At 67.9% G+C, this 15133-nt stretch carries 15 protein-coding genes; 5 read left to right on the top strand and 10 right to left on the bottom strand.

What is annotated here, in order from left to right; all coding sequences use genetic code 11:
• Window positions 1–258: 258 nt before the first annotated feature.
• Window positions 259–717 carry a GNAT family N-acetyltransferase gene (locus CEK29_RS16435; RefSeq protein ID WP_369597739.1) on the top strand — a complete coding sequence of 153 codons (459 nt, stop codon included), beginning with the start codon at window positions 259–261 and terminating at the stop codon, window positions 715–717.
• A 52-nt stretch (window positions 718–769) separates the two neighbouring features.
• Here CEK29_RS16435 and CEK29_RS16430 read toward each other — a convergent pair whose 3' ends face one another.
• Window positions 770–1378 (bottom strand): TetR/AcrR family transcriptional regulator, encoded by a 609-nt coding sequence (locus CEK29_RS16430; protein ID WP_094858713.1) that lies wholly within the window; start codon window positions 1376–1378, stop codon window positions 770–772.
• Between the two features lie 142 nt (window positions 1379–1520).
• On the opposite strand from CEK29_RS16430, the gene CEK29_RS16425 reads away from it, so the two are divergent.
• Window positions 1521–2744, top strand: coding sequence for a YbfB/YjiJ family MFS transporter (locus CEK29_RS16425; protein WP_094858712.1), 1224 nt, complete (start codon window positions 1521–1523; stop codon window positions 2742–2744).
• A gap of 42 nt (window positions 2745–2786) precedes the next feature.
• On the opposite strand, the gene CEK29_RS16420 is transcribed toward CEK29_RS16425, so the two are convergent.
• The gene (locus tag CEK29_RS16420) at window positions 2787–4160 is read right to left on the bottom strand and encodes a sigma-54-dependent transcriptional regulator (RefSeq protein WP_094858711.1); all 1374 of its coding nucleotides are present in this window, start codon (window positions 4158–4160) and stop codon (window positions 2787–2789) included.
• Entirely contained in the window at window positions 4157–6088 is a 1932-nt protein-coding gene (locus CEK29_RS16415; protein ID WP_255176173.1) for an ATP-binding protein, read from the bottom strand. Before CEK29_RS16415 ends, CEK29_RS16420 begins: the two co-directional genes overlap by 4 nt.
• A 294-nt stretch (window positions 6089–6382) precedes the next feature.
• Here CEK29_RS16415 and CEK29_RS16410 point away from each other — a divergent pair, with 294 nt between their 5' ends.
• Window positions 6383–7750: a dicarboxylate/amino acid:cation symporter gene (locus CEK29_RS16410; RefSeq protein WP_094802181.1), complete on the top strand. Its 1368-nt coding sequence runs from the start codon at window positions 6383–6385 to the stop codon at window positions 7748–7750.
• A gap of 92 nt (window positions 7751–7842) precedes the next feature.
• Here the strand turns inward: CEK29_RS16410 and CEK29_RS16405 are convergent, their stop codons facing one another.
• The 7 genes from CEK29_RS16405 to CEK29_RS16375 all read right to left on the bottom strand — a co-directional run bounded on the left by CEK29_RS16405 (window position 7843) and on the right by CEK29_RS16375 (window position 13104).
• Window positions 7843–8451 (bottom strand): Maf family protein, encoded by a 609-nt coding sequence (locus CEK29_RS16405; RefSeq protein ID WP_094858710.1) that lies wholly within the window; start codon window positions 8449–8451, stop codon window positions 7843–7845.
• Entirely contained in the window at window positions 8448–8918 is a 471-nt protein-coding gene (gene rlmH / locus CEK29_RS16400; RefSeq protein WP_094802177.1) for a 23S rRNA (pseudouridine(1915)-N(3))-methyltransferase RlmH, read from the bottom strand. The genes CEK29_RS16405 and rlmH overlap by 4 nt, the downstream gene beginning before the upstream one ends.
• A gap of 10 nt (window positions 8919–8928) precedes the next feature.
• Window positions 8929–9315 carry a ribosome silencing factor gene (gene rsfS, locus CEK29_RS16395; protein WP_094802175.1) on the bottom strand — a complete coding sequence of 129 codons (387 nt, stop codon included), beginning with the start codon at window positions 9313–9315 and terminating at the stop codon, window positions 8929–8931.
• 99 nt (window positions 9316–9414) lie between these two features.
• The gene (gene nadD / locus CEK29_RS16390; RefSeq protein ID WP_094802173.1) at window positions 9415–10002 is read right to left on the bottom strand and encodes a nicotinate (nicotinamide) nucleotide adenylyltransferase; all 588 of its coding nucleotides are present in this window, start codon (window positions 10000–10002) and stop codon (window positions 9415–9417) included.
• 8 nt (window positions 10003–10010) lie between these two features.
• Entirely contained in the window at window positions 10011–10934 is a 924-nt protein-coding gene (gene hemF / locus CEK29_RS16385) for an oxygen-dependent coproporphyrinogen oxidase (protein ID WP_094802171.1), read from the bottom strand.
• Between the two features lie 11 nt (window positions 10935–10945).
• Window positions 10946–12256 (bottom strand): phosphoribosylamine--glycine ligase, encoded by a 1311-nt coding sequence (purD, locus tag CEK29_RS16380; protein WP_094802169.1) that lies wholly within the window; start codon window positions 12254–12256, stop codon window positions 10946–10948.
• A 116-nt stretch (window positions 12257–12372) separates the two neighbouring features.
• The gene (locus tag CEK29_RS16375) at window positions 12373–13104 is read right to left on the bottom strand and encodes a YebC/PmpR family DNA-binding transcriptional regulator (RefSeq protein ID WP_094802167.1); all 732 of its coding nucleotides are present in this window, start codon (window positions 13102–13104) and stop codon (window positions 12373–12375) included.
• A gap of 152 nt (window positions 13105–13256) precedes the next feature.
• Here CEK29_RS16375 and CEK29_RS16370 point away from each other — a divergent pair, with 152 nt between their 5' ends.
• Both CEK29_RS16370 and CEK29_RS16365 read left to right on the top strand, forming a co-directional pair.
• On the top strand, window positions 13257–14780 hold the full coding sequence (locus CEK29_RS16370) for a helicase HerA-like C-terminal domain-containing protein (protein ID WP_094858709.1): 1524 nt from the start codon (window positions 13257–13259) through the stop codon (window positions 14778–14780).
• Window positions 14781–14929: 149 nt separating this feature from the next.
• Entirely contained in the window at window positions 14930–15118 is a 189-nt protein-coding gene (locus CEK29_RS16365) for a hypothetical protein (protein WP_094802163.1), read from the top strand.
• Window positions 15119–15133 lie beyond the last annotated feature (15 nt).

Here is a 15133-nt window from a genome sequence, read left to right as displayed (position 1 = left end):
CATCCCGAACAGGACCGTGAAACGCCTTCGCGCCGATGATAGTGAACATTCGTTTGTGAAAGTAGGTCATCGTCAGGCTTTTATTGCTCAAAACCCCACTGGCTCACGCCAGTGGGGTTTTGTCTTTGGGGCGACGCTTTACGTCATGCGCTGCGCGACCCGGAGCACACGTGCGGAGCGAGGCTCGAGCAGCATGAGCCAGGCGCCGCGTCGATGCGCCGCCCGACGAACACGGCACGCAATGGAGACTCGACGAACATGATGGATCTCACGTTTACCTGGAATCGTCTGGAAGATTTCAGCGCGCTCGCGCTGTACGACATCCTCCGGGCACGCGAATCCGTGTTCATCGTCGAGCAGCAGTGCGTGTATCAGGAGGCCGACGGCCTCGATCTCAAGGCCTGGCATCTGGCGGTGCGAACCGGCGACACACTGGTGGCGTATGCCCGCGTGGTCGAGCCTGGCTTGAAGTACGACGAACCGTCGATCGGACGCGTGATGACCTTGCCCGCGTTCAGACATCTCAAGGTGGGGCGCGCGCTGGTCGCCGAGGCGATCGCGTTTACCGAAAAGACGTATCCAGGCGCCGGCATCCGGATCGGCGCGCAAGCACACCTGCAGAAGTTTTATGGTGAGCTGGGCTTTCGCCCGGTCGGCGGCGTGTACGACGACGACGGCATTCCACACATCGATATGGTGAAGTCCCCGGCGGGCTGAACCAGGTGCGCGCCGGGCTCAGGACGCGACAGCGCGAGAGGGCGGGCTGGATTTAAGCCGCACGCGCTTGCGGTGACGCGGCCGGGGCCAGCAGGGCGTCGATCATGCTTTGCACGGCGCTGCGCAGGCGTTCGGGATCCTGGTAGATACGCTCGATCACGACCAGGCCACGCATGAATGTGATCAGGACCTGGGCCGCCTGCGCCGGCGGCAAGGTGCCCAGCTGAGCTGGGCCCGCGGCCTCGAGACGCTGCCGGAACACGCGTTCTTGTTCGTCGATCAAGCTGGCCAGGGTGTCGCGGATGCGGGCGTCGATGTGGTCGCCGCCGCCCAGCGCGGTCTTGGTGCTGAGACAGCCGCGCGAGGGCGTACCCAGCGTCATGGAACCGATCAGGAACTCGAAAAAGCCCGTGAGCGCCTGGCGCAGATCGGGATGCTCGAGGGCGCGGCGCGCCTCGCCCAGGAAGCGGGCGCGATAGCGGTCGAACACGCGCAGGAAGAGCGTCTCTTTGTCGCCATAGGCGTTGTATAGGGATCCCCGCTGCACCCCGGTGGCGGCCGCGAGCTCCTGCATCGTGGCGTCGGCATAGCCCTGTTGCCAGAACACCGATAACGCACGGTCGAGCACCGCGTCTTCATCGAACTGCCTTACGCCAGCCATCTCTGTCTCACTGAATATTTTCTGAAAGCCTCAGCCCAGTTTGTACGCCATTCTTGTCATTGCTGTCAATCTTGACTAGTATGTCAAACTTGACTGGTATGTCAAAGATGCGACGTGCCGATATCGATCTCCACGAGGCTTTATGTCTACCCCATCCGCAATCGCGCCTGCCACGCCTGCCGACACTGTCGATACGCGTCTGCTCTGGCGCTACATGTATGCCGGCGCCGGCGCCAGCCTGGCCAGCATCGGGCTGGCCCGTTTCGTCTACACGCCGCTGCTGCCGGCACTGCTGGAGGCGCATTGGTTCTCGCCCGCGGATACGGTGTATCTGGGCGCGGCCAATCTGGCCGGCTATCTGGTGGGTGCGCTGGCGGGCCGGCCGCTCGCGCGGCGCTATGACAGCGTGGCCGTGCTGCGCACGATGATGTTGTTGGTCACGCTCGCCTTCTTCGCCTGCGCGTTACCCCTGTCCGTGAGCTGGTTCTTTGGCTGGCGGCTGGCCTCCGGTATCGCCGGTGGCGTGATCATGGTGCTGGTGGCGGGCACCCTGCTGCCGCATGTGCCGGCGGGGCGCCGGGGGCTTGCCGGCGGCGCGATTTTTCTGGGCGCGGGGATCGGCATCGCGGCCTCGGGCACCTTGGTGCCATTGCTGCTCGACCAGGGGCTCGCCGCTACCTGGGTGGGACTCGGCGTGTTGTCGCTGCTGCTTACCGTGACCGGATGGCGGTGCTGGCCGGCGTCACCGGCGCGCACGCAAGCCAGCAGCACGGGCTCGGCCAGCGTGCCTTCCGAATCGGCGCGGCCGGTGATGGTGTTCTACGCGGAATACGGATTGGTGGCGCTGGGCTTCGTGCCGGTCATGTCGTTCCTGGTGGACTACGTGGCGCGGGGTCTCGGCGCGGGTGCCCACACCGGCGCGCTGTTCTGGATCATCTACGGCGCCGGTGCGATCGTGGGGCCGATGCTTTACGGCGCGCTGTCCGACCGGTACGGATCAGGACCGACCCTGCGCGGGGTGCTGGCCGTGCAGGCGGCCGTGACTGCCGGTCTGGTGCTGACCGACAGCTACGCGATCATCGCGGTGCTGACGTTCGTGCTCGGCACCTTTCCGCCCGGTGTGGTGCCGCTGGCGCTGGCGCGCGTGGCGCATGCGGTGCCGGACAACGCGGCCGTCCAGGGCCTGGTCTGGACGCGCGCGACGACGGTGTTCGCGGCCTTTCAGGCGGCCGCCGGGTATGGCTGTTCCGCCTTGTTCAACCTCAGCGGCGGCAGCCATCGCGCGCTGTATTTGATCGGCGCGGGGGCCATGGCCCTGGCGCTGGTGATCGATCTGACCGCCGGGCGCGGCCGCAGCGCGCGGTAGCGCCGTGCGGCGCCGGGCGCCGCCGCGCCGCCGTTGCGCGGCTCAGTTTTCGTTGGCGCCGGCCACGTATTCCTGGCGGTCGATGCCGTGGCGCTGCAGTTTGTCGTAGAAGGTCTTGCGCGGCAGACCGAGCTCGTCGAGCGTGGCACGTACGTCGCCGCCATGCGCGGCCAGCGCCTGGCGGATCTGCGCGGCTTCGTACTGCTCCATGCGTTGTGGCAGCGTCAGAATGGGGCCCGGCGCGGGCGCCGCGGCGGGCGTGGCCGGCGGGTTGAGCACGCCCAGCACGAAGCGTTCGGCGAAGTGGGCCAGCTCGCGGATGTTGCCGGGCCAGTCGTGCTCGCGCAGATGACGCCGCACCTGATCGTTCATCTTGGGAACCTCGCGCTGGAAACGCTGTGCGGCCTGGCCGACATAGTGGGCGAACAGCAGCGGGATATCCTCGCGCCGTTCGCGCAGCGGCGGCAGGTGGATCGTAACGACGTTCAGCCGATAGTAGAGGTCTTCGCGGAAGCGCTCGCGCAGCTTGGGATCGCCCAGGTCGACCTTGGTGGCGGCCACGACGCGCAGGTCGGCGCGGCGCACCTCGTTCGTGCCCAGGGGCGTGACCTGACGCGTTTCGAGGACGCGCAGCAGTTTGACCTGCACGCCCAGCGGCATGCTCTCGATTTCGTCGAGAAACAGCGTGCCGCCGCTGGAATGTTCGATGCGGCCGATGCGGCGCCGTTGGGCGCCGGTGAAAGCGCCTGCCTCGTGTCCGAACAGCTCGCTTTCGATCACGGTTTCGGGCAGCGCGCCGCAATTGATCGCCACCAGCGGATGCGTCGCGCGGCGACTCAGCCGGTGCAGCATCGTGGCGACGACCTCCTTGCCCGTACCCGTTTCTCCTTCGATCAGCACGTCCACATCGGCATCGGCGATATGGCGCAGCGTTTCCTTGATGCGTTGCATGGCGGGCGTGACGCCGATGAACGGGAGATCGTCGGGTTCACGTCGCGCGGCCGCCGCCCGCAGTGCGCGATTGGCCAGCACGAGCTGGCGCTTCTCCGCGGCGCGGCGCAGGGCCGCCACCAGCTGTTCGCCGGGATAGGGCTTGGACAGGAAATCGTAGGCGCCGTCGCGCATGGCCTGCACGGCCATCGGAATGTCGCCGTGCCCGGTGATGAGAATGACCGGGATATCGGCGTCCAGAGCACGAACCCGGGCGAAGAGTTCCAGCCCGTCGATACCGGGCATGCGCACGTCGGTGACGATCACGCCGTCGAAATCGGGCGTCAGGGCGCTGAGTGCGTCGGCGGCCTTGGCATGCGCATGCACCTGCATGCCCTGCAGGCGCAAGGTCTGCGTCGTGGCATGGAGCAGGTCGGGGTCGTCGTCGACGAGGATGACGGAAATCGGGGTGTCGGGAGTCGTCATGGCTGTGTCGCGGGTGGCACGGGGGCACGCCGCAGCGTGAGCGTGAATTCGGCGCCGCCGTCCGCGGGATTGCTGGCGTGCAGCGTGCCGCCGAACTCGGTGAGGATGTCGCGGGAGATCACGAGACCCAGCCCCAGGCCCTCGGGCTTGGTGGTCTGAAAAGGGGTGAAGAGTTTGGCCAGCACGCCGGGGTCGAGGCCCGGGCCGTTGTCGCGCAGGCGCAGGGCCACCGTGTCCGTGTGCTCGGTCAGGGTCAGCGAGATGGCCGGTGTGGCCGGGCCGGCGGGCTGATGCTCGAGGGCATCGAGCGCGTTCTGCAAAAGATTGACCAGGACCTGCTCCAGCCGCATGCGGTCGGCCAGCACGTCGAGGTGGGCGGGCAGCGGGTCGTAATGCAGCGCCACCTGCTGGCGCTTGAGCCGGGGGCCGACCAGCATGAGCGCGCCCTCGATGGCATCGGCCAGCCGCAATGGCACCACGTGGGCGGCCGCCTTCCGGGAGAACGTCCTCAGCTCGCCGGTCACGTTGCCGATGCGCTCGGTGAGCCGCGCGATGGTTTGAAGATTCTCCCGGGCCGGGGCGGGCTCGTCGCGCCGCAGGAATTCAGCGGCGTTATCGGCGTAGGCGCGAATGGCCGCGAGCGGCTGATTGAGCTCGTGCGCCACCCCTGCGGCCACCTGACCCAGCAGGGCCAGCTTGTTGGCCTGCACCAGTTCGTCCTGCATGGCGTGCAGGCGCGACTCGGTGCGTTGCCGCTCATCGATCTGTGCCAACAGCTCGGTGTTGGTGGCGCGCAGTTGGCGGGTGCGGGTCTGCACCTGGGTCTCGAGCTCCTGTTTGATGCGGGCCTGTTCGAGTGTGCGGCGCTGCAATTGATTGCGGCGGTAGACGAGAAAGACCGCCAGCGCACTGGCGCCGGCAAGCAGCAGCAGCACCGTGAGCTGCGCGTTGGTGGTTGCCCGTGCGACGGCGGCCTGCGTGGGCGCGAGGATGTGCAGGGTCCAGCCGGCCGTGCCCTGCACCGGCAGCGCCGAATGCAGCACCGTGGCGCCGGCCGGCAGGTTGCCGACGGATTCGCGCAGGCGGGCGAGCACGTTGCGCGGCGCGTCCGCCGTGACGGGCGGCTCGGACGAGCGCGAGGGCAGGGGCTCGAGCGGCAATGGCGTAAGCGGCGCTTCGCCGAACTGCAGGCTCTCGCGCAGCGCCTGGACGCGGGCTTCAGGCAGGGAATGGAGCGTGCGGAATTGCCATTGCGGCACGTTGCCGATGAGCAGCACGCCCTGTTCGTCGGTGACGAACAGCGGATCGCCGAAGACCTGCCAATCGGCCTCGAGCGCGTTGAACTCCATCTTCAGCACGATCACGCCCGCCAATCGACCCGGCGCCGCGTCGATGCGGCGCGAGAGGTAGAGGCCGGGTTCGTGGCTGACCGTCCCTAGCGCGAAATATTCGGCCTGGCCCTGCGCCACCGCGAGGCGGAAGTAAGGGCGGAACTGGTAATCGACGCCGACGAAGGTGGCGGGCTCGCGCCAGTTGCTGGCCGCGATGGCCCGCCCTTGTGTGTCGAGCAGGTAGATCGCCGAGGCGCCGACGCCCCGCGCCAGCGCGTCGAGTTTGTCGTCGAGCCGCTCGATCTGGGCCTGGTCGCGCTCGCGCAAGGCCAGCAGCACCTCGGGGTCCTGCGCCAGCACCAGGGGCATCGCCCGGAATTTGTCCAGGCTGCTGCGCAGCGCCACGCGGTTCAGCTGGATGGCCGCATCGGTGCGGGCGGCCACTTCATCGAGCGCGCGCTGGCCGGCCCAGCGCGTCGCGGCGAACAGGGCCACGAGGGTCAGCGCCAGGCCCGCCAGCAGCAGCGTGGCGGTCAGGCCCCAGCGGCGCGGTGAGGCCGGGGCTTGAGGCGGGAGGGGATCTGAGTCGGGGCGCATGGGGATGGCCAGCAGGCCGATCACGTACACCGCACGGGTGTGCGGAATTTCGCACAGTATAGCTTGTTCGCGTGCGGGTTTCCGCTCATTGGCGCAGCCGTTCCCGTCGCCACATCGCGCAGAAGTTGAGTGTAATCAATGGCTTGCTAGAAATCCTACGGGTCGGTCGAAACTGGCACAGGCTTTGCATAAGAAAAGACGGTGCCGCGGCAACGCGGCTTCATAAACGTCAAAACATAACCGCCTGGAGAGTGGCCGCGTGGCTGCCCGAGGGTTTCTGGTGGGGACATCCCGATGATCGACATGGATCAAGGCGCCGGCACGCCGGTGCGCAAGCAGAAGTTCTATCAAATCCTGTACGTGCAGGTGCTGTTCGCGATTGTGGTGGGCGTGCTGCTCGGCTACTTCAAGCCCGACCTGGGCGAAGCCATGAAGCCGCTGGGCGACGGTTTCATCAAGCTGGTCAAGATGATCATCGCGCCGGTGATCTTCATCACCGTGGCGACCGGCATCGCGGCCATGAGCGACCTGAAGAAGGTGGGCCGCGTAGCGGGCAAGTCCATGCTGTACTTCCTGGTCTTCTCGACGCTGGCGCTCATCATCGGCATGCTGGTCAGCCACATCGTGCAGCCGGGTGCGGGTCTGCACATCGATCCGGCCTCGCTGGACCAGAAGCAGGTGGCCGATTACGTGACGAAGGCGCACGATTCGACCATCACGGGCTTTCTGCTCAACATCATCCCGTCGACGATCTTCAGCCCGTTCGTGAGCGGCGACATCCTGCAGGTGCTGTTCGTGGCCGTGCTGTTCGGCATCTCGATGGCGCTGGTGGGCGAACGCGCCAAGCCGATCCTGGACTTCCTGAATGCGCTGTCGCGGCCGGTGTTCAAGCTGGTGGCCATTCTGATGCGCGCGGCGCCCGTGGGTGCGTTCGGCGCCATGGCCTTCACCATCGGCAAGTACGGCATCAAGTCGGTGATCAACCTGGCCATGCTGGTCGGCACGTTCTACGCCACCTCGGTCCTGTTCGTGGTCGTGGTGCTGGGGCTGGTCGCGCGCTACAACGGCTTTTCGATCATCAAGCTCGTGCGCTACATCCGCGAAGAGCTGCTGCTGGTGCTCGGCACGAGCTCGTCCGAAGCCGCTCTGCCCACGCTGATGCAGAAGATGGAGCGCGCAGGGTGTTCCAAGTCGGTGGTGGGCCTGGTGGTCCCGACCGGTTATTCGTTCAACCTGGACGGCACCAATATCTACATGACGATGGCGGCGCTGTTCATCGCCCAGGCGTGCGATATTCCGCTCAGCCTCGGTGACCAGATCCTGCTGCTGCTCGTGGCGATGCTGAGCTCCAAGGGCGCCGCCGGCGTCACCGGCGCGGGCTTCATCACGCTGGCCGCCACGCTGTCGGTGGTGCCCACCGTGCCGGTGGCCGGCATGGCACTGATCCTCGGCGTGGACCGCTTCATGTCCGAGTGCCGCGCGCTGACCAATCTGGTGGGCAATGCCACGGCCTCGATCGTGGTGGCGCGCTGGGAAGGCGAGCTCGACCACGACCAGCTCGACGCCGCGCTCAACGGTCAGCTGCCGGACGTGGCGCCCGCCGTGCCCGAGGCCCAGCCGCATCTGCCGGTCTCGCATCAGCCTTCGCATCAGGCAGGTTGACCGCCTCCGCGGCCAAGCCGCGGTGAGGATAAAAAAACCCGTTGCGCGCGCAACGGGTTTTTTCTTGGGGCGACGGCTGCGAGCGGCGCGCGTCAGGGAATGACGATGCCGGCCTCGCGCAGCAGCCCGGCGGTTTCGAATACCGGCAGTCCCATCACGCCGGTGTAGCTGCCGGAGATGTGGGCGATGAAGGCGCCGCCCAGGCCCTGGATGCCGTACGCGCCCGCCTTGCCGAAGGGTTCTCCGCTGTCGCAGTAGCGCTCGATGTCGTCCGCCTCGAGCACGCGCATACGCACCGTCGTGACCGACAACGCTTCCGCGAGCGTGCCGGCATGGGCCAGGACGACCGCGGTGCGCACCTCGTGTTCGCGGCCGGACAGGGCGCCGAGAATCCGGGCCGCGTCGGCGCGGTCGGCCGGCTTGCCCAGCACCAGGCCGTCGAGAATCACGGTGGTATCGGCGGCGAGCAGGGGGAGGGCGGGCAGATCGGACGCGGCCAGCCAGGCCATGCCGCGCTCGGCCTTGTCGCGCGCGGTGCGCCGCACATAATCGGCCGCGCTCTCGCCCGCCAGCTGCGGTTCGTCTTCGCCGGGTGGCGACGGGACGCGCAGCACCTCGTGGGCGACACCGATCTGGGTCAGGAGCTCGCGGCGGCGCGGGCTGGCCGAGGCGAGGTATACGCGGGCGTCGGACACGGTCATGCGCGGTGATAAGGGTGATTGGTCATGATGGCCCAGGCGCGATAGAGCTGCTCCGCCAGCAGCACGCGCACCATGGGATGGGGCAGGGTCAGCGACGAAATCCGGATCATGCCCGCGCAGGAGGCCTTGAGCTCGGCATCCAGGCCGTCGGGGCCGCCCACCAGAAACGCGACATCGCTGCCGCCGGCGCGCCACTTTTCGAGCTGCTGCGAGAGGGCAACGGTGGTGAGGTCGCGTCCGCGCTCGTCGAGCGCGATGCGCAGCACGCCCGAAGGCAGTGCCGCGTCGATGCGGCGGGCTTCGGCGGCCATCATCTGGGCCGGCGTTTTGCCGCTGGTGCGGGGTTCGGGCTTGATCTCGCGCAGTTCGAGCGCGCAATCGGCCGGCAGGCGCTTGGCGTAGTCGTCCCAGGCGGTTTCGACCCAGCCCGGCATGCGGGTGCCGACGGCCGCGACGATCAGCTTCATCGGAAGCCGATCAGTACGGATCGGCGTCGGTCGGCGCCGGGCGGGACGATTCGGGCAGCAGCTTGACGCGCACCGGCTTGTCGCCCCAGATCTCTTCGAGGTTGTAATACTGGCGGATCGCGGGTTGCATCACGTGCACGACGATATAGCCCAGGTCGACCACGACCCATTCGCCGGTGTCTTCGCCTTCGACCGTCACGCCGGTCAGACCCAGGGCACGGCCGCAATCGGCAGCGCTCGAGGCGAGTGCCCGGGTCTGGCGATTGGAGGTGCCGCTGACGATGATCACGCGGTCGAACAGACTCGTCAGGTGCGTCGTGTTGAACACCTTGATGTCTTGCGCCTTGACGTCTTCGAGGGCATCGATGACGGCGCGTTGTAGTTTCTGAATATCCATGGATGCAACTATAACCCGCCTCGCGCCGGGCTCAGGCCCGCCGCGAGGGTGAAAAGGGGATGAAAAAAGGGTGATAAAAACGGGGGCGGCCCCCGGGTGTCATTGGTACAGATCGTGGTGCGCGATGTACCGCGCCACGGACGGCGGCAGCAGCCCCTCGGTGGACTCCCCCCGCGCCAGCCGCCGGCGGATGTCGGAGGCCGAAATATCGAGCGGGGTGAACGGCAGCTCGCGCAGTCGTCCGCCCTGGCGGGCGAGCCAGGCGGCCAGCTCGGGCGGGGTCTTCAGGGGCGTGCCGGGGCGCACGGCCACGGCAAGCTCCACCAGGGTGGCGATCTCCTGCCAGTCGCGCCAGGTGCAGAAATTGGCGAGCTGGTCGGCGCCCAGCAGCCACGAATAACGCGCCTGACCGGGAAGCGCGCGCAGCGTGTCGACGGTGTAGGTGGCGCCGCCGCGTTCGATCTCGATCGGGTTGATCGACAGGCCGGCGTGTCCCTCGATCGCCAGCGACAACATGGCCAGGCGATGATCCGGGCTGGCGGCCAGCGGCGCGCGCTGCCAGGGGTTGGCGGCGGGCAGGAGCTGGACTTCGTCGAGGCCAAGCGCGGCGCGTGCCGCGTCGGCCAGCGCCAGGTGCGCCACGTGCACGGGATCGAAACTGCCGCCGAGCAAACCGATACGTTTCATGATGGCGCTCAGGCCCAGTCCCGCGGCTGCAGGAAGGGCGCCAGTTCGGCTTCGGGCGAACCCGGCTCGGGCTGCCAGTCGTAGCGCCAATGCGCCACCGGCGGCATCGAGAGCAGGATGGATTCGGTGCGCCCGCCGGATTGCAGGCCGAACAGCGTGCCCCGGTCGAAGACGAGATTGAACTCGACGTAGCGGCCCCGGCGATACGCCTGGAAATCGCGTTCGCGTTCGCCGTAGGGCAGTGCGCGACGGCGCTCGACGATGGGCATGTAGGCCGGCAGGAACGCGTCGCCCACCGAGCGCATCAGCGCGAACGAGGCCTCGAAACCGGGCTCGTTGAGGTCGTCGAAGAACACGCCGCCCACGCCGCGGGTTTCGTTGCGATGCTTGAGAAAGAAGTATTCGTCGCACCAGCGCTTGTAGCGCGGGTAGTAGTCGGGGCCGTGCGGGGCGAGGGCGTCGCGGCAGGCCACATGGAAGTGGCGGGCGTCGTCGGCGTGAGGGTAGTAGGGCGTCAGGTCGAGCCCGCCGCCGAACCAGAACACGTCGGCTTCGTCGTGGCCCGGCCGCGCCGCCGCCATGAACATGCGCACGTTCATGTGCGTGGTGGGAATGTGCGGGTTGCGCGGGTGCAGCACCATCGACACGCCCATCGCTTCCCAGCCCCGGCCCGCGAGCTCGGGGCGGTGCGCGCTCGCCGACGGCGGCAGGCGCGTGCCTTTGACGTGCGAAAACAGCACGCCGCCGCGCTCCAGCAGGGCGCCGCCCTCGATCAGGCGCGACACCCCGCCACCGCCCTCGGGGCGGTCCCAGGCGTCGGTGCGGAACGATTCCCCGCCCGCCTGCTCGAGCGCATCGACGATGCGCCCCTGCAGGCCGGTGAGGTAGTCGCGGACGGCGTGGGTGGGAATGCCGGAGGTGGGCTCGCTCATGGGCGCTCGGCTCAGGCGCCCGACTTGCCGGACTTCTGCTGCGAGGGCTTGAGCGCGCGCCAGCCGATGTCGCTGCGGTACTGCCGGCCGTCGAAGTGCACCTGATTGACGACCTCGTAGGCGCGTTCGCGTGCGATGCGCACGGAGTCGCCCAGCGCGGTGACGCACAGCACGCGGCCGCCGGTGGTCTGGACCTCGTTGCCTTCGATGCGCGTGGCGGCATGGAACACGACGGCGTCTTCGGTGTCGGTGGGCAGACCCTTGATGACGTCGCCGGTGCGGGGCGGGTTGGGGTAGTTGTGCGCGGCCAGCACGACACCCAGCGCGGTGCGGCGGTCCCAGACGATGTCGGCCTGATCCAGCGTGCCGTCGACGGCATGCTCGAGCGCCTCGAGCAGGTCGCTCTTGACGCGCATCATGATGGGCTGGGTTTCGGGATCGCCCATGCGGCAATTGAACTCGAGCGTCTTGATGGGACGGTCGGGGTCGTCGCCGGCGGCGATCATGAGGCCGGCGTACAGAAAGCCGGTGTACGGAATGCCATCGCGCGACATGCCCTGCACGGTCGGCAGGATGATCTCGCGCATGATGCGGTGGTGCAGCTCGGGCGTCACGATGGGAGCGGGCGAATACGCGCCCATGCCGCCGGTGTTGGGACCCTGATCGCCATCCTGCAGGCGCTTGTGGTCCTGGCTGGTGGCCAGCGCGAGCACATTGCGGCCATCGCACATCACGATGAAACTGGCTTCTTCGCCGGTCAGGAATTCTTCGATGACCACGCGCGCGCCGGCATCGCCCAGCGAACCGTCGCCCAGCATCGCGTCGATCGCGCCGTGGGCTTCTTCGAGGGTCATGGCGACCACCACGCCCTTGCCGGCGGCCAGGCCATCGGCCTTGATCACGATGGGGGCGCCTTCGGCGTCGACGTAGGCATGCGCCTGCGCCGGATCGGTGAAGGTCTGGTAGCGGGCGGTGGGGATGCCGTGACGCTCCATGAAGGCCTTGGCGTAATCCTTGGAGCTCTCGAGCTGCGCGGCCGCCTTGGTGGGGCCGAAGATCTTCAGGCCCTGGGCACGGAAGACGTCGACCACGCCGGCGGCCAGCGGCGCCTCGGGTCCGACCACCGTCAGCGATACCCCTTCGCGCTGCACGAAGGCGGCGAGATCCTCGGCGGTGGTGTAAGGCACGTTCTCCAGCAGGTCGCCGTGCTGCGTGCCGCCGTTGCCGGGCGCCACGTAGACTTTGTGCACGCGGGGGGAGCGGGCCAGTCGCCATGCGAGGGCGTGTTCGCGGCCGCCCGAGCCAATAACCAGGAGTTTCATGTTGCGGTGATTCTGAAGGAGTTGCCCGGTGGCCGGGGAACTGGCGCGGTGCCCGCGAACGGGCGCCGGCATGTCGATGCGACGCGGCCCGCCAGAAGCCGCGTCACGGTCATTGCTTACTGTGCTTCGTCGAAGACGACGTTGGTGTAAACCTCTTGCACGTCGTCCAGACCCTCGAGGGCGTCGAGGAGTTTCTGCATCTTGATGGCGTCGTCGCCGGTCAGCTCGGTTTCGTTGAGCGCCTTCATGACGATGCCATCGACCTCGGCCTTGAGACCGGCGGTTTCGAAGGCCTTGCGCACGGTGGCGAAATCGGCCGGCGCGCAGATCACTTCGATGCCGCCTTCTTCGTCGGTGGCGACGTCTTCGGCGCCAGCCTCGAGCGCGACTTCCATGACCTGGTCTTCGGAGCTGCCCGGGGCGAACAGGAACTGGCCGCAATGCTTGAACATGAAGGCCACCGAGCCTTCCTGGCCGAGGTTGCCGCCGTTCTTCGAGAAGGCGTGGCGCACTTCGGCCACCGTGCGGGTGCGGTTGTCGGTCATGCAGTCGACGATCACCGCCGCGCCGCCGACGCCGTAGCCCTCGTAGCGCACTTCTTCGTAGTTGTCGCCGTCGGCGCCGCCCGCGCCGCGCTGAATCGCGCGCTGGACGTTGTCCTTGGGCATGTTGGCGTCGGTCGCCTTGTCCCAGGCCAGACGCAGCCGGGGATTGCTATCGGGGTCGGCACCGCCGGCGCGCGCGGCGACGGTGATCTCGCGGATGATCTTGGTCCAGAGCTTGCCCCGCTTGGCGTCTTGGCGGCCCTTGCGGTGCTGGATATTGGCCCATTTACTGTGTCCGGCCATGGCTTCTCGAAAAGTGGCTGCAAAAAGGCATTTTAGCGTGCCCGGCGCACCCTCGCCGGACCGTGACCGTAATGTGTCGCGAGCGCCACGCCCGCAAGCCGGGCCGGACGCTCTACACTTGACGCCACGCCAGACACCGCCGGAGAGTTGCCATGCCCGATCCGATCGTCATTGCCCGCCACGCCGGCACCGAACTGTCCCTTTTGCCGGGCCTGGCCAATCGCCACGGCTGCATCACCGGCGCCACCGGCACCGGCAAGACCGTCACCCTGCAATTGCTGGCGGAATCGTTCTCGCGCATCGGCACGCCGGTCTTCATGGCCGACGTCAAGGGCGACCTGACCGGCATCTCGCAGGCCGGTGTGGCCTCGCCCAAGCTCCAGGAGCGCCTGCGCAATCTCGATCTGCCGGAGCCCGTCTGGGGCGCCAGCCCGGTCGCCCTGTGGGACGTGTTCGGCGAGCAGGGTACGCCGGTACGTGCCACCGTCTCCGACATGGGGCCGTTGTTGCTGGCGCGCATGCTCGAGCTCAACGACACCCAGGAGGGCGTGCTCAGCCTGGTGTTCAAGGTGGCCGACGACGAAGGCCAGCTCATCCTCGACCTCAAAGACCTGCGGGCGATGCTGCAGCACGTGGCCGACCGCGCCGCGGAGCTCAAGCTGCGCTACGGCAACGTGTCGTCCGCATCCGTCGGCGCGATCCAGCGCAGCCTGCTGCAGCTCGAGTCGCAGGGGGCCGACCGTTTTTTCGGTGAGCCCATGCTCGATGTGGCGGATCTGATGCGCACCGACGCGCAGGGCCGCGGCGTGGTCAACATCCTGGCTGCCGACAAGCTCATGCAGGCGCCGCGCCTCTACGGCGTGTTTCTGCTGTGGCTGCTGGCGGATCTCTACGAGAAGCTGCCTGAGATCGGCGATCCCGAGCAGCCGCGCCTGGTGTTCTTCTTCGACGAGGCGCATCTGCTGTTCGCCGACGCGCCGGCGGCGCTGCTCGGCAAGATCGAGCAGGTGGTGCGGCTGGTGCGCTCCAAAGGCGTGGGCGTGTATTTCGTCACCCAGAATCCGCTGGACATCCCCGATACGGTGCTCGGGCAACTGGGCAACCGCATCCAGCACGCGCTGCGGGCGTTCACGCCGCGTGACCAGAAGGCGGTAAAGACGGCGGCGCAGACCATGCGCCCGAATCCTGGCCTGGATATCGAGGCCGCCATCACGGAGCTGGGGGTGGGCGAGGCCCTGGTGTCGCTGCTCGACGCGAAGGGCCGTCCCAGCCCCACCGAGCGCGCCTGGATTCTGCCGCCGGGCAGCCGCATCGGCCCCGCCAGCGCAGCCGAGCGGCAGGCCGTGCGCCAGGGGATGCCGCTCGCGGCAAAGTACGAGCAGAGCGTCGACCGCGAGTCCGCCTACGAGGTGCTGGTGCAGCGCGCCGCGCGCCCCGCGGAGAGCGCCGGAAAGCCGCAGCCGCCCGCCCCGGCTGGAAAAGCGGGGACGGCGCCCGCCGAAGAGGAGGGCGGCCTGCTCAAGGGACTGAACGATATTCTGTTCGGCTCGACCGGCCCGCGCGGCGGCAAGCGCGACGGGGTGGTGCAGTCGGTGGCCAAGAGCACCGCGCGGCAGGTGGCGCGTGAACTCGTGCGTGGCGTGCTGGGTTCGCTACTGGGATCGCGTCGGCGATAGCCGATTGCGTCGGCCCTGGCGCGCCGCCGGGGCCGTTCTACGTCGTTTATGCGCGGCCTGTTTCGCTGCGTTTCATGACCGGAACCGCCGCCTTCGCGCGGCGGTCTTTATCTGTGGCGGCCTTGGTTTATGCCGCGATGGAGCAGGTCATGAAGATGCTGATGCGCGCGCTGGGCGGCACTGCCGTGCTGGCGCTGTTGGGCGGATGCGTGGTGGTACCGGCCCGGCCGGCCGCGGTGGTGCGGCCTTATTACTCTCAGCCCTACTATGTGCAGCCCTATTACGTGCAGCCGTATTACCGGTACCCGCGCGGCTATGGACGGCCTTACTACTGGTAGGCGAGGGCGGCGCCG

Source organism: Bordetella genomosp. 5, from assembly GCF_002261475.1.
In the GTDB taxonomy this organism is placed as follows: domain Bacteria; phylum Pseudomonadota; class Gammaproteobacteria; order Burkholderiales; family Burkholderiaceae_B; genus Bordetella.
The sequence above is the reverse complement of the archived record's forward strand: the minus strand, read 5'-3'. Positions and strand labels throughout refer to the sequence as shown.

Coding starts and splice junctions, on each gene's coding strand:
- CEK29_RS16435 (WP_369597739.1), top strand. CDS start 259: ATGATGGATCTCACGTTTACCTGGAATCGTCTGGAAGATTTCAGCGCG.
- CEK29_RS16430 (WP_094858713.1), bottom strand. CDS start 1,378: ATGGCTGGCGTAAGGCAGTTCGATGAAGACGCGGTGCTCGACCGTGCG.
- CEK29_RS16425 (WP_094858712.1), top strand. CDS start 1,521: ATGTCTACCCCATCCGCAATCGCGCCTGCCACGCCTGCCGACACTGTC.
- CEK29_RS16420 (WP_094858711.1), bottom strand. CDS start 4,160: ATGACGACTCCCGACACCCCGATTTCCGTCATCCTCGTCGACGACGAC.
- CEK29_RS16415 (WP_255176173.1), bottom strand. CDS start 6,088: ATGCGCCCCGACTCAGATCCCCTCCCGCCTCAAGCCCCGGCCTCACCG.
- CEK29_RS16410 (WP_094802181.1), top strand. CDS start 6,383: ATGATCGACATGGATCAAGGCGCCGGCACGCCGGTGCGCAAGCAGAAG.
- CEK29_RS16405 (WP_094858710.1), bottom strand. CDS start 8,451: ATGACCGTGTCCGACGCCCGCGTATACCTCGCCTCGGCCAGCCCGCGC.
- rlmH (WP_094802177.1), bottom strand. CDS start 8,918: ATGAAGCTGATCGTCGCGGCCGTCGGCACCCGCATGCCGGGCTGGGTC.
- rsfS (WP_094802175.1), bottom strand. CDS start 9,315: ATGGATATTCAGAAACTACAACGCGCCGTCATCGATGCCCTCGAAGAC.
- nadD (WP_094802173.1), bottom strand. CDS start 10,002: ATGAAACGTATCGGTTTGCTCGGCGGCAGTTTCGATCCCGTGCACGTG.
- hemF (WP_094802171.1), bottom strand. CDS start 10,934: ATGAGCGAGCCCACCTCCGGCATTCCCACCCACGCCGTCCGCGACTAC.
- purD (WP_094802169.1), bottom strand. CDS start 12,256: ATGAAACTCCTGGTTATTGGCTCGGGCGGCCGCGAACACGCCCTCGCA.
- CEK29_RS16375 (WP_094802167.1), bottom strand. CDS start 13,104: ATGGCCGGACACAGTAAATGGGCCAATATCCAGCACCGCAAGGGCCGC.
- CEK29_RS16370 (WP_094858709.1), top strand. CDS start 13,257: ATGCCCGATCCGATCGTCATTGCCCGCCACGCCGGCACCGAACTGTCC.
- CEK29_RS16365 (WP_094802163.1), top strand. CDS start 14,930: ATGAAGATGCTGATGCGCGCGCTGGGCGGCACTGCCGTGCTGGCGCTG.